The organism is Pseudomonas sp. X10 (genome assembly GCF_054889225.1).
In genome coordinates this window covers 1,323,711-1,336,528 of record NZ_CM142677.1, presented here as the reverse complement: position 1 = coordinate 1,336,528, position 12,818 = coordinate 1,323,711, and the positions used below count along the sequence as shown (strand labels likewise).

Annotated in this window: 13 protein-coding genes and 1 pseudogene; 10 read left to right on the top strand and 4 right to left on the bottom strand. The window is 60.8% G+C overall.

The features are described from left to right. Nucleotides 1-190: 190 nt before the first annotated feature. Nucleotides 191-400: a cold-shock protein gene (locus tag ACYU03_RS06225; RefSeq protein WP_012273869.1), complete on the top strand. Its 210-nt coding sequence runs from the start codon at nt 191-193 to the stop codon at nt 398-400. Nucleotides 401-553: 153 nt separating this feature from the next. Here ACYU03_RS06225 and apbC read toward each other — a convergent pair whose 3' ends face one another. After that, a complete protein-coding gene (apbC, locus tag ACYU03_RS06220) occupies nt 554-1,648 on the bottom strand; it encodes an iron-sulfur cluster carrier protein ApbC (RefSeq protein ID WP_461888924.1) in 1,095 nt (364 codons plus the stop codon). A 156-nt stretch (nt 1,649-1,804) separates the two neighbouring features. Between apbC and metG the strand changes: the two genes are divergently transcribed. The 8 genes and pseudogenes from metG to ACYU03_RS06180 all read left to right on the top strand — a co-directional run bounded on the left by metG (nt 1,805) and on the right by ACYU03_RS06180 (nt 8,357). Then, nucleotides 1,805-3,844, top strand: coding sequence for a methionine--tRNA ligase (gene metG, locus ACYU03_RS06215; protein ID WP_461888923.1), 2,040 nt, complete (start codon nt 1,805-1,807; stop codon nt 3,842-3,844). 90 nt (nt 3,845-3,934) lie between these two features. Then, the gene (locus ACYU03_RS06210) at nt 3,935-4,495 is read left to right on the top strand and encodes an Rnf-Nqr domain containing protein (RefSeq protein ID WP_461888921.1); all 561 of its coding nucleotides are present in this window, start codon (nt 3,935-3,937) and stop codon (nt 4,493-4,495) included. After that, a pseudogene (locus tag ACYU03_RS06205) lies at nt 4,492-5,319 on the top strand (RnfABCDGE type electron transport complex subunit B); the annotation flags it as partial. The gene ACYU03_RS06210 and the pseudogene ACYU03_RS06205, both read left to right, overlap by 4 nt. 10 nt (nt 5,320-5,329) lie before the next feature. Next, nucleotides 5,330-6,304, top strand: a complete 975-nt coding sequence (locus ACYU03_RS06200) for an RnfABCDGE type electron transport complex subunit D (RefSeq protein WP_461888919.1) — start codon at nt 5,330-5,332, stop codon at nt 6,302-6,304. Continuing rightward, nucleotides 6,301-6,915: an RnfABCDGE type electron transport complex subunit G gene (locus ACYU03_RS06195; RefSeq protein ID WP_461888917.1), complete on the top strand. Its 615-nt coding sequence runs from the start codon at nt 6,301-6,303 to the stop codon at nt 6,913-6,915. The genes ACYU03_RS06200 and ACYU03_RS06195 overlap by 4 nt, the downstream gene beginning before the upstream one ends. Further along, nucleotides 6,908-7,432, top strand: coding sequence for an NADH:quinone oxidoreductase (locus ACYU03_RS06190; RefSeq protein ID WP_461888916.1), 525 nt, complete (start codon nt 6,908-6,910; stop codon nt 7,430-7,432). Before ACYU03_RS06195 ends, ACYU03_RS06190 begins: the two co-directional genes overlap by 8 nt. A gap of 4 nt (nt 7,433-7,436) precedes the next feature. Further along, nucleotides 7,437-8,075 carry an endonuclease III gene (nth, locus tag ACYU03_RS06185; RefSeq protein WP_461888914.1) on the top strand — a complete coding sequence of 213 codons (639 nt, stop codon included), beginning with the start codon at nt 7,437-7,439 and terminating at the stop codon, nt 8,073-8,075. Between the two features lie 105 nt (nt 8,076-8,180). Beyond that, a complete protein-coding gene (locus ACYU03_RS06180; protein ID WP_461888912.1) occupies nt 8,181-8,357 on the top strand; it encodes a PA3496 family putative envelope integrity protein in 177 nt (58 codons plus the stop codon). A 96-nt stretch (nt 8,358-8,453) separates the two neighbouring features. Here ACYU03_RS06180 and ACYU03_RS06175 read toward each other — a convergent pair whose 3' ends face one another. Beyond that, entirely contained in the window at nt 8,454-9,080 is a 627-nt protein-coding gene (locus tag ACYU03_RS06175) for a response regulator (protein ID WP_461888910.1), read from the bottom strand. 387 nt (nt 9,081-9,467) lie between these two features. Between ACYU03_RS06175 and ACYU03_RS06170 the strand changes: the two genes are divergently transcribed. After that, nucleotides 9,468-10,025 carry a hypothetical protein gene (locus ACYU03_RS06170; RefSeq protein WP_461888908.1) on the top strand — a complete coding sequence of 186 codons (558 nt, stop codon included), beginning with the start codon at nt 9,468-9,470 and terminating at the stop codon, nt 10,023-10,025. Between the two features lie 386 nt (nt 10,026-10,411). On the opposite strand, the gene ACYU03_RS06165 is transcribed toward ACYU03_RS06170, so the two are convergent. Next, a complete protein-coding gene (locus ACYU03_RS06165) occupies nt 10,412-11,629 on the bottom strand; it encodes an argininosuccinate synthase (RefSeq protein ID WP_461888906.1) in 1,218 nt (405 codons plus the stop codon). A gap of 128 nt (nt 11,630-11,757) precedes the next feature. Next, entirely contained in the window at nt 11,758-12,726 is a 969-nt protein-coding gene (locus tag ACYU03_RS06160) for a flagellar protein MotY (RefSeq protein ID WP_461888904.1), read from the bottom strand. Nucleotides 12,727-12,818: the final 92 nt, after the last annotated feature.

Sequence of the window (12,818 nt, the reverse complement as noted above, 5' to 3'; positions counted from 1 at the left end):
AGCGCGTGCTGGCCATTGGCAGCTTCTGGAAAGTGGGTTATGGTGACGCCACTGTGCTGCACGTGTCACCGAGAATGTCTGTCTGATGCAAGATTACGATCGCCCATCTCTGAATTTTCCTGCTCTTTGCACTCAGTCTCGGCCAGGGCAGTTCCTGAGCCGCAGTTAACTCAGTCCAAGGAGACTCACCATGTCCAATCGTCAAAACGGCACCGTCAAGTGGTTCAACGATGAGAAAGGCTACGGCTTCATCACCCCACAATCCGGTGACGACCTGTTCGTACACTTCAAAGCCATCCAAGCTGACGGCTTCAAGACCCTGAAAGAAGGCCAGGCTGTTACTTTCGTCGCTACCCGCGGCCAGAAAGGCATGCAGGCTGAAGAAGTCCAGATCGCCTGATCTAGCTTCTTGCTAAAAAGAACCCGCCGAATGGCGGGTTTTTTTGTGCCTGCAAAAAGCGTCAGCCTTGCCATGGGCGGATCCGTCCATGGCAAGGCTGGCTGCCTACGGCCATCCTGCCATTTCAGCGACCCGGCTACCGTGCCAAGACGATCAATCCTCGCTGATGGTGATATTCGGCATCGCCGGCGCCGCCGCTTCCTGCAACACGATCCGTGCGCCGACCTGACGGGCCAGTTCCTGGTAGACCATGGCGATCTGGCTCTCCGGCTCGGCGATCGCGGTGGGCCTGCCGCTGTCGGCCTGCTCGCGGATCAGCATCGACAGCGGCAACGAGGCCAGCAGATCGACGCCGTACTGCACCGCCAGCTTCTCTCCCCCGCCTTCACCGAACAGGTGCTCGGCATGACCACAGTTGGAACAGATGTGCACGGCCATGTTTTCCACCACGCCCAACACCGGGATGTTGACCTTGCGGAACATCTCCACGCCCTTCTTGGCATCCAAAAGAGCGAGATCCTGCGGCGTGGTGACAATCACTGAACCTGCCACTGGCACCTTCTGCGCGAGGGTCAGCTGGATGTCGCCGGTGCCCGGCGGCATGTCGATCACCAGATAGTCGAGATCGTCCCAGGCGGTCTGGGTCACCAGTTGCAGCAAGGCCCCGGAGACCATGGGGCCACGCCAGACCATCGGTGTATTGTCATCGGTGAGGAAGGCCATGGACATGACCTCCACGCCATGGGCCTTGAGTGGCACGAACCACTTCTGCTCACGGATCTGAGGTCGGGTGCCTTCGGGAATGCCGAACATCACACCCTGGCTGGGCCCATAGATGTCGGCGTCGAGAATCCCCACCCTGGCACCTTCGCGCGCCAGCGCCAAGGCCAGGTTGGCGGCCGTGGTCGACTTGCCGACACCGCCCTTACCCGACGCCACGGCGATGATGTTCTTCACGTTGGCCATGCCCGGCACCTGGGCCTGGGCCTTGTGCGCGGCGATCACACAATCGATCCCGACACGCGCGGAACTGACGCCGTCGATACCTTCGATCGCCGTCTGCAGCACCTGGGCCCAGCCGTTCTTGAACAGGCCCGCGGCATAGCCCAACTGCAGTTGCACGCTGACCTGCCCGCCCTGGATATCAATGGCACGGACACAGCCGGCGCTGACCGGGTCGAGATTCAGGTAAGGATCGGTGTACTGGCGAAGCACGGCTTCGACGGCGGCGCGTGTGACGGCACTCATGGAGGCTCCCGTTGACAAGACTGAGTGAAACAGACGCCTATGCTAACCCGTCAACCGTCATCAAATGCGTGCATGGGGTGAAATATATTTCCCGGGCCTTTATAGTGGCCGATCACCCTTTCTTCACCCCTGTAGACGATAAGTAGCCGAGCCACCATGTCCGAGCCCCGTCAGATTCTCGTTACCAGCGCCCTGCCCTATGCCAATGGTTCCATCCACCTGGGTCATATGCTCGAGTACATCCAGACGGACATGTGGGTTCGCTTCCAGAAGCTGCGCGGCAACCAGTGCATCTACGTCTGCGCCGACGACGCTCACGGCTCGGCCATCATGCTGCGGGCCGAAAAGGAAGGCATCACCCCAGAGCAACTGATCGCCAACGTCCAGGCCGAGCACAGCAGCGACTTCGCCGACTTCCTGGTTGACTTCGATAACTTCCATTCGACCCATGCCGAGGAAAACCGCGAACTCTCCAGCCTCATCTACCTGAAGCTGCGAGACGCCGGCCATATCGCCACCCGTTCGGTGACCCAGTACTTCGACCCGGACAAACAGATGTTCCTGGCCGACCGCTTCATCAAGGGCACCTGCCCCAAGTGCGCGGCCGAAGACCAGTATGGCGACAACTGCGAGAAGTGCGGCGCCACCTACGCGCCCACCGAGCTGAAGAACCCCAAGTCGGCGATCTCCGGCGCCACGCCGGTGCTGCGCGACTCCCAGCACTTCTTCTTCAAGCTGCCCGACTTCCAGGCCATGCTGCAGCAGTGGACCCGCAGCGGTACCCTGCAAGATGCGGTGGCCAACAAGCTGGCCGAGTGGCTGGACTCCGGACTGCAGGAATGGGACATCTCCCGTGATGCGCCTTACTTCGGCTTCGAGATCCCCGGCGAACCAGGCAAGTACTTCTATGTCTGGCTGGACGCTCCGATCGGCTACATGGCCAGCTTCAAGAACCTCTGCGCTCGCCGTCCGGAACTGGACTTCGATGCGTTCTGGAGTCAGGACTCCAAAGCCGAGCTGTATCACTTCATCGGCAAGGACATCGTCAACTTCCACGCCCTGTTCTGGCCTGCCATGCTCGAAGGCGCCGGCTTCCGCAAGCCGACCGCCATCAACGTGCACGGCTACCTGACCGTCAACGGCGCCAAGATGTCCAAGTCGCGGGGGACCTTCATCAAGGCCCGCACCTATCTGGACCACCTGCAGCCGGAATACCTGCGCTATTACTACGCAGCCAAGCTGGGCCGTGGTGTCGACGACCTGGACCTGAACCTGGAAGACTTCGTGCAGAAGGTCAACTCCGATCTGGTCGGCAAGGTGGTCAACATCGCCAGCCGCTGCGCCGGCTTCATCCACAAGGGCAACGAAGGCGTGATGGTCGCCGGCGACGCAGCCCCTGAACTGACCGAGGCCTTCCTCGCCGCCGCGCCGTCCATCGCCGAAGCCTTCGAGGTCCGGGACTTCGCCCGCGCCATGCGCGAGATCATGGCCCTGGCCGACCGCGCCAACGCCTGGATCGCCGACAAGGCGCCCTGGGCCCTGGCCAAGCAGGAAGGCAAGCAGGATGAAGTCCAGGCGATCTGCGCCCAGGGCATCAACCTGTTCCGCCAACTGGTGATTTTCCTCAAGCCGGTCCTGCCGGTGCTGGCCGCCGACGCCGAGGCCTTCCTCAATGTCGCGCCACTGACCTGGAACGATCACCTGACCCGCCTGGAGAACCACAAGCTGAACCCGTTCAAGGCACTCATGAGCCGTATCGAACCTGCCAAGGTCGACGCCATGATCGCCGCCAGCAAAGAAGACCTGGCCGCGACCCAGAACGCGGCGCCAGCCGGTAACGGTGAGTTGGCCAAGGATCCGTTGTCCGAACAGATCGAGTTCGACACCTTTGCCGCGGTCGACCTGCGCGTAGCCCTGATCGTCAAGGCCGAAGCCGTGGAGGGCGCCGACAAGCTGCTGCGCCTGACCCTGGACATCGGCGATGAGCAACGCAACGTGTTCTCCGGCATCAAGTCGGCCTATCCGGACCCATCCAAGCTGGAAGGCCGCCTGACCATGATGGTGGCGAACCTCAAACCACGGAAAATGCGCTTCGGTGTCTCCGAGGGCATGGTCATGGCAGCCGGCCCCGGCGGTGAAGAGATCTACCTGCTCAGCCCCGACAGCGGCGCCAAGCCCGGCCAACGCATCAAGTAAGCCCCTCTGCCCCGGCCCTGGCGGCCGGGGCATTCTCATCTCCGCCGCCTTGCCGGATAATGACGGCAGCCCCCGGCCTTCGGCATCTGCATGAGCGACTTCATCCTGGTCCTGATCAGCGCAGCGCTGATCAATCACCTGATTCTGCACAAGGAACTGGCGCTTGCCCCGCTGTCGCGGACCCGGCTGCATGCGCTCGGGCTGGCCACCGCCCTGCTGATGGTGTTAGGGCTAGGTATCGGCCAATCGCTCTACCGCCTGGTTCTACGGCCTTGGCAACTGGAATACCTGCAGTTATTCGTGTTCCTGCCTTTGTGCGTGCTGTTGTCTTGGCTGCTGCCCCGGCTGCTCGCCAGGCTTCGCCCGGGTTGGCCAATGGCCGGATTGCAGCCGCTGCTGCTGGGCAACGTGGCAGTGCTAGGCTTGCTCTTGCAGGTGACGGCAAGCGATACCAGCATTGGCTGGACCTTGGCCTGGAGCCTGGCCGGCGGGCTGGGCTTCTGGATCGCCCTGGCGCTGTTCGACGATCTGCGCCAACGCAGCGAGCATCCGGACATTCCCCTGGCCTTGCGTGGCCTGCCTATCCAACTGATCGGCGCCGGCGTGATGGCCATGGCGTTTTCCGGCTTCAACGGATTATTTACACAATGAGTCTTGTTCAACGTATCGACGCCCTACTGCCGCAGACCCAGTGCGGCAAGTGCGGCCACGCGGGTTGCCGTCCCTATGCCGAAGGCCTGGCCGCGGGTGAGGCGATCAACAAATGCCCGCCTGGCGGCAGCGAAACCATCGTCGCTCTAGCTCACTTGTTGGCAGTCCCGATCATCGAACTGGACCCGGAACGCGGCAGTGCGCCCGCTCAGGTGGCGTTCATCCGTGAGGCCGAATGCATCGGTTGCACCAAGTGCATCCAGGCTTGCCCGGTGGATGCCATCGTCGGAGCCGCCAAGCTGATGCACACAGTGATCTTTGCCGAGTGCACCGGTTGCGACCTGTGCCTGGCACCCTGCCCGGTCGATTGCATTGACCTGCTGCCGCTGGCACCGGACGGCGACATCGTGCCCATCGTCAGTGGCCTTGCTCACAGCCCCGAGCAACTGGTCGCCCGTACCCAGCGCCGCAACCATGCCCGCCGCCGCCATGAACAGCGCGCTGCCCGGCTGCAACGCGAGGAAGCACGCAAACAAGCCGAACGCCTGGCACGTAGCCAACGGCCAACCAGCGTCGCAACCGCGACCCCGGACGCAGCCCAGGATCCGATCAAGGCCGCCATCGAACGAGTCAAGGCGCAAAAGGCCGCCGCTGCCGATGCAGCACTGAAGCAGGCGAAAATCGCCGCGGCCATGAGCCGGGCACAACTGAGCAAGGCCCGCAACGCGTTCGGCGCCAACCCGAGTGATGCCCAGCGCGCCCAACTGCAGGATCTGGAGCAGGAAGCCCAACACGCCCAACAGCGTCTGGAGGCGCTTCAGGCAGGCCCTGGCCATGCCAGCGGTTGACGTACGCCTGCGCAACACCATGGGCCTGGTGCTGCTCGCCTGCGGCCCTGGCTTGTTGACGTTGCTTTGGCTGCACGGCTGGGGACTGCTGGTCAGCCTGTTGCTGTGCAGTTGCGCGACACTGGCCTGCGAGGCCCTGCTACTCACCCTGGGGCGTCAGCCGATCAGCACATTCCTGAACGACGGTAGCGCACTGGTCACCGCCGTCTTGCTCGCTGCAGCCCTGCCAACACACGCTCCTTGGTGGTTGCCGGTCATTGCCGCGACCTTGGCCATTGGCATCGGCAAGCACACATTTGGTGGAGTCGGGCGCAACCCGTTCAATCCCGCCATGCTCGGCTACGCCTTCGTCCTGCTGTGCTTCCCGCTGCAGATGACCCACTGGCCACCGGCTCAGGTTCCCGCTCTCGCAGACACCCTGGACTACGTCTTCGGCTTCTCGGGCCAGCCTGATGCCTGGGCGCAACCGACCATCCTCGATGGCTTACGCCACAATCGCAGCCTGACCCTGGACGAACTGTTCGCCCAACACCCCGGTTTCGGCAGCATCGGCGGCAAGGGCAGCGAATGGGTCAACCTGGCCTTCCTGCTGGGCGGCTTATTCCTGATGCAGCGCAAGGTCATCAGTTGGCACGCGCCAGTGGGACTTCTCGGCGGGTTGCTTCTGCTCAGCCTGGTGTGCTGGAACGGTTCGGGGTCCGACTCCAATGGCTCGCCCCTGCTGCACCTGTTTTCCGGCTCAACCATGCTGGCTGCGTTCTTCATCGCCACCGAACCGGTTTCCGGCCCGAAAAGCCCGCAGGCCCGTCTGCTTTTCGGCCTCGGCGCCGGCTTGCTGATCTATCTGATTCGCACCTGGGGCAGCTATCCCGACGGAACCGCCTTCGCCATTCTGCTGATGAACTTCGCCGTACCAACTCTGGAACGCTGGGCCGAGCGGCGCCAGCAGGCACTGCCATGAGCACCGGGCTGCGAAACGCAGGGGTGCTGGTGATCGTCGCTATGCTGGCCCTTGCTATCACGCTCATTTGCCAGCACTGGACTGCGCGCCCCATCGCCAATGCCGAACAACAGTTGAAGAGCCGCCAATGGCTGGCCGTACTGCCCGATGGCAGCTACGACAACCAACCGTTGCAGCAACCACTGCAACTGACTGATCCCGTGCGGCCACACAGCCGGCTGCTGGCCGGTTACAGGGCGACCTTGCAAGGACGCACCAGCGCCATCGTGCTGCAAAGCCAGGTACAAGGATACGGTGGCCCAATGTCGCTGCTGGTCGCCATTGACCACAATGCACGCCTGCTCGGAGTGCACGTATTGGAGCACCAGGAAACTCCCGGACTGGGTGCCCAGGTGGCTGACCCAGCAAGCCATTGGCTGCAACAGTTCATCGGCCGTGACCGCCGGACCACCGCCGAATCGGCCTGGGCGCTGAAACGCGATCAAGGCGACTTCGATCAGTTGGCCAGCGCCACCGTCACTTCGAGGGCCGTGATCAGCGCGGTGCAGGACGCTCTGCGCTACTTCGACGAACAACGCCAGACGCTGCTGGGGGAGGATGCGCATGAGTAGGTTCTGGTTGATAGGCATCGCCCTGGCGCCCCTGCTCGGAGCCACCCGCACACTGCTCCAGGCTGGAACCATCGCAGTGCTCAGTGTTCTGGCCGTGGCTCTGCATCAGGCAGGCATGCTACTTCTGCGACGTCCCTTGCAAGGCCTGCCCTACCTGTTGGCCAGCGCACTGCTGGCTTGTACCCTGGCGACTTGCCTGTACTTGGGGCTGCGCGCCATCGCCCTGCCATTGGCCTTGGCGCTCGGCTTCTACCCTGCGCTGATCAGCCTGCACTGCCTGACGCTGGACACCTTGCTACCAGATGAAGCGCGTTGGCGTGCCCTGGCCGCTCACCTGGGCGCCTTCGTTGTCCTGTGCCTGGCCCTGGGCGCATGCCGTCAATGGCTAGCCAACGTGGCGGGGCTGCATCTGGCCAGCCTGGCGCCAGGCGCGCTCTTGCTGCTGGGCCTGCTGCTGGCCTTGTACAATCGACTCCGTCCGGGGCCCGCCCCCACACGTCGTCAAGGAAACCTGTGACCCCATGAATGCCGCCAAACGCCTGGAAATCTTTCGCAGGCTGCATGAAGACAATCCCGACCCCAAGACCGAACTGGCCTACACCACCCCTTTCGAACTGCTGATTGCCGTCATTCTCTCGGCACAAGCGACTGACGTAGGGGTCAACAAGGCCACCGCCCGCCTGTTTCCAGTTGCCAACACTCCGGAGGCCATCTACGCCCTGGGCGTCGAAGGACTCAGCGAATACATCAAGACTATTGGCCTGTACAACAGCAAGGCCAAGAATGTCATTGAAACTTGCCGCCTGTTGATCGAACAACATGGCAGTGAGGTCCCTCAGACCCGTGAGGCCCTGGAAGCCCTGCCTGGCGTTGGCCGCAAGACTGCCAACGTCGTGCTCAACACGGCCTTCCGGCAACTGACCATGGCAGTGGACACTCATATTTTTCGGGTCAGCAATCGCACAGGCATCGCCCCAGGCAAGAACGTACTGGAAGTGGAAAAGAAGCTGCTCAAGTTCGTCCCCAAGGACTACCTGCTCGATGCGCACCACTGGCTGATCCTGCATGGCCGCTACGTCTGCCAGGCGCGCAAGCCACGTTGCGGCAGTTGCCGTATCGAGGACCTGTGCGAATACAAGATGAAGACCTCCGACGATTGAGGTAATAGGGAAAAAACCTACAATTCGATTGAAAAAATCTTTTTTACCCGCTCAGAGTTTCTCGCTATAAGGTGCGCCAATGGCCCTCTTGGCGTGGAGTGACTCATGAGCACCGATAAAGAAGAGCTGGTAATCGACGATGACTACAACAGTACGGAAGACGATGCGGAGCCTCAGGTAGAACTGGCAAAGACCAATCTGAGCAAACGCCGTACTATCGATAACCTTCTGGAAGAGCGACGCCTGCAGAAACAGTTGGCCGATTACGATTACGACCTGTAGCCGCTAAACCTGGTTTGAAAGCCTCCATTACGGAGGCTTTTTCGTGACAGTTGCCCTGTCTTTGAGACCATTGCCGCTTCGAGTACCGGCAAGCATTCAGACCAGCCCATGCCGCTGGGCGAGTTCGATCAGGTCCACCAGGGAACGGGCATTGAGTTTGAGCAGAAGTCGCGCCTTGTACGTGCTGACTGTCTTGTTGCTGAGGAACATGCCTTCGGCGATTTCCTTGTTGCTCTTACCCCGGGCCAACTGCTGCAGAACCATCATCTCCCGGCCGGAGAGACGCTCCACCATATCCGCCTCGCTGGCCCCGCCCATGCTCGAGCGGGTCTTGTGCAGCGCCTGGTTGGGAAAGTAACTGTAGCCGGACAGCACCGCCTTGATGGCGCTGAGCAGTTCGGTAAGGTCCTGCTGCTTACAGACATAACCGGCGGCCCCCGCCTGCATGCAGCGCATCGAAAAGTGGCCCGCTGCCTGGGAAGTCAATACCAGCACCTTCGACATGACGCTGTTGGCCGCCAAGCGGGCGATGACCTCCAGGCCGTCAAGCTTGGGAATGCCGATATCCAGTATGACGATGTCCGGGAGAAACTCCCGCGCAAGTTGCAGCGCATCCACACCATTGTCCGTCTCCGCCACGACTTCGTAGCCATGCCGCTCCATCAGCATGCGGACAGCCAGGCGAATGACCGGATGATCATCCACGATCAGCACTTTATTCATGGGATATCCATTTTCTCGTTGTTCTATTTCTAAAATCGCACGATAGCCTAGTAAAACACGACAATGCGCGGCGACTCTCCATACACTTACAAGCAGGGATGAGTACTACAGATTTCGCGGAAAACCCCTACACATCGCATCATTTCGCAACAGTTGCCAGAAGCCCCCTCATGGATTAACTGGCAAGCAAAACTAGCATCACCGGAAAACTTCCCCATACCGCTGCATTCAATATGAGTTGAGAGAATTTTCCCAAAATACAAAGTCAACATCGGAAAATAGCAACATGCCCAAGGGGGGCTCATTTCCTCGACGAAACTGCGTACAGTGCTTCTAACTCCGACGGCATGCTAAAGGTTGGCAACCTACCAACAGACAGCCAAGCCCATGAGCCGAACAGACCCCATCAGTCCGCTGACCATCATTGCCATCTTCGCCGGTATCATCGAAGCCTCCGCGCTGGCTTCACTACCGTTTCTGAGCGAAAGAAGCCAGTCCATCTATACATGGTTTCTCGTGGCTTTCCCGTTCTTCCTGACGGTACTTTTTTTCCTGACGCTGAACTTCAACTACAGGTCTTTATACTCACCCTCGGAAGAAAAGAGCGCCGCTGAACTTTCTCCCGCCCCTGCTGAGTCACAGGAAGACTCAATTGGCGCACAACCTCCGGCCATCACGAACGGCGCAGATATAGCAACACAACAGGCAGGTCCGCCTTCTCCCCGGACTTCCAGCGTCTTGAACAGTTCCGTTGTTGGGGACGTCATGATCCTCACCGTGTCAGGGACTGATGCGAGAAAGGTGATTGCTGCGCATATATTGCGTACCGCGGTTCAAGAACATCGCAAGGAACGCCACTGGGTGATAAACAATCTTGACAGTCAGACGCGTATTACCCTCAGCGTACGCCCCTTGCCGACTGCGCCTGAAAAGGTCGGCGCATGATCAAAGTGAAGCCAATGGCAAGGCAAAAAAGGTTCTTCACAGGTTGCAGGGGGAGTCAGTGGGATTGCGCGATGACCACCAGATGCATGCCTTGAGTCCTATGGCGCTCTTGGAACCCCGCTCGGGATCTAAAGAACAACAAAGAACCCAAGGCATGCACCCGCTAGCCATAAAAAAACCCGGCACGCCGGTAATGCTGTTCACTTAAGACATCTGTCGTATGGTTTGGGGCCGCTGCGCCCCCATCGCGACACAAGGCCCCACTTGCCATCTGTGGGAGCGGCCTTGTGTCGCGATGGGCTGCGTAGCAGCCCCACCTGAAGACACTCAAGCTTAAGCGAACAGCGTTACCGGCATGCCGGGTTTTTCGTCACCAAGCGCCAACCTCAGAGCAGCGAACGGCCCTTGTTGGCAGCAATGCGCATGCGCAGCGCATTGAGCTTGATGAAACCAGCAGCATCTTCCTGATTATAGGCGCCGCCATCTTCCTCGAAGGTCGCGATGTTGGCATCGAACAGGGAGTCGTCCGACTTGCGGCCAACGACGATGACGTTGCCCTTGTACAGCTTCAGGCGCACCACGCCGTTCACGTTGGCCTGCGAAGCGTCGATCATCTGCTGCAGCATCAGGCGCTCTGGGCTCCACCAGTAACCGGTGTAGATCAGGCTGGCATACTTCGGCATCAGCTCATCCTTCAGGTGAGCGACTTCGCGGTCCAGGGTGATCGACTCGATGGCACGGTGGGCCTTGAGCATGATGGTGCCGCCAGGCGTCTCGTAGCAGCCACGGGACTTCATGCCCACATAGCGGTTCTCGACGATGTCCAGACGACCGATGCCATTCTCGCCGCCGATGCGGTTGAGAGTGGCCAGCACGGTGGCCGGAGTCATCTCGACACCGTCGATGGCGCTGATGTCACCGTTGCGGTAGGTCAGCTCGATGTAGGTCGGCTTGTCGGGGGCGTTCTCTGGCGAAACGCTCCAGCGCCACATGTCTTCCTCGTGCTCGGTCCAGGTATCTTCCAGGACACCGCCTTCGTAGGAGATGTGCAGCAGGTTGGCATCCATCGAGTACGGCGACTTCTTCTTGCCGTGACGTTCGATCGGGATACCGTGCTTTTCGGCATAGTCCATCAGCTTCTCGCGGGACAGCAGGTCCCACTCGCGCCAGGGTGCGATGACCTTGACGCCAGGCTTGAGCGCATAGGCGCCCAGCTCGAAACGCACCTGGTCGTTACCTTTGCCGGTAGCGCCATGGGAAATGGCATCAGCACCGGTTTCGTTGGCGATTTCGATCAGGCGTTTGGCGATCAGCGGACGGGCGATGGAGGTACCCAGCAGGTACTCGCCTTCGTAGACGGTGTTGGCGCGGAACATCGGGAAGACGAAATCACGCACGAACTCTTCGCGCAGGTCGTCGATGTAGATTTCTTTCACGCCCAGGGCCTGGGCCTTGGCGCGGGCCGGTTCGACCTCTTCGCCCTGACCCAGGTCAGCGGTGAAGGTCACCACTTCGCAGTTGTAGGTGTCCTGCAGCCATTTGAGAATCACCGAAGTATCAAGGCCGCCGGAATACGCCAGTACGACCTTTTTTACGTCCGCCATGCCATCACTCCACGGGGTTGTACGGAAAGCCGTTGATTGTACCGGCCTTCCCGCGGAATTTACAGTGGGGCGACAGCTTGTGATGACAAAGCGACAAGAACTGTCGAGAGCGCGACCACTGGTCGCGCTCAGGATCCTACTGGCGTGGCCGGATCCGTCGGCGCCGCAGCCGGGGCGCCGGAAACACTGGTGGCCGGTGTGTCCGCAGGCTTGTCAGGCGCGTTCTCCAGCGGCTTTGCGACCGGAGCCAAGCGCTCCAGCTGGATACTCACCCGGCGGTTGCGCGCCCGATTCGCGGCGCTGCTGTTCTTGACCAGCGGGTAGCGTTCGCCATGAAAGCGAACGGTGAATTGCTCTTCGGGCACACCACGGGCCTTGAGGTACTCCATGACAGCCAACGCGCGGCGGCGCGACAAGTCGCGGTTGGCCAGGCGATTGCCGCTGTTATCGGAGTGACCGTCAAGTTCGATGTGATTGACCGTGGGATCAGCCTTCAGGTAGTCGAGAATCACGTCAAGGCGCGCCTTCGCAGCGCTGTCCAGCTCGATCCCCCCGCCGGGAAAACCCACCTGGGCCTGGCGGACCTGGTCATAATTCATCGGCAACAGTTTGCTGACACACGTTTGATAATCGCTATAGGCTTTATTGAAGCTCACCGGCAACACCCGGACCTCCATCACCCGGCCACCCTCACCCGTGTAGTTGCGGACCACGGTGCTGCGACCGTCGAGCAAACCGTTGATCAGGCGGCTGGCCTGCCCTTGGGATGAAGTGAAAAGAACGCCACTGCGCGCCATACGCACCGCGCCCAGGTTGATGTCACCCCGCCCCGGTTGCCATGGCGCCGCTGCCGCCAGCAAGGTGGCAGAACCCGCACCCAACGCATTGCCGGGCGAGCGCAGCTGGAAAATCGCCTGTTCGCCAGCCCGACGCACAAACTCGCCGCTGCCGAAATCAGCGATAGGCTGGGTCAAGCGGCACTCGAATTGGTCGCCCTCCACCTTCCACTCGATGTTCTCCATGCGAGTCTGGAAAGTCAGTGCCATGGCCGGCAGGCTGGCAAACACACTGAACAGGGCTAGGTAACGCTGGCGCACGGGCGGCTCCACAGATTTTCCACGGCATACCTGCACGCTATCGGTCCGCTCCGGCAAAACTTGATAGCCAGTGCTCGCCCTTGGCTTTTCCG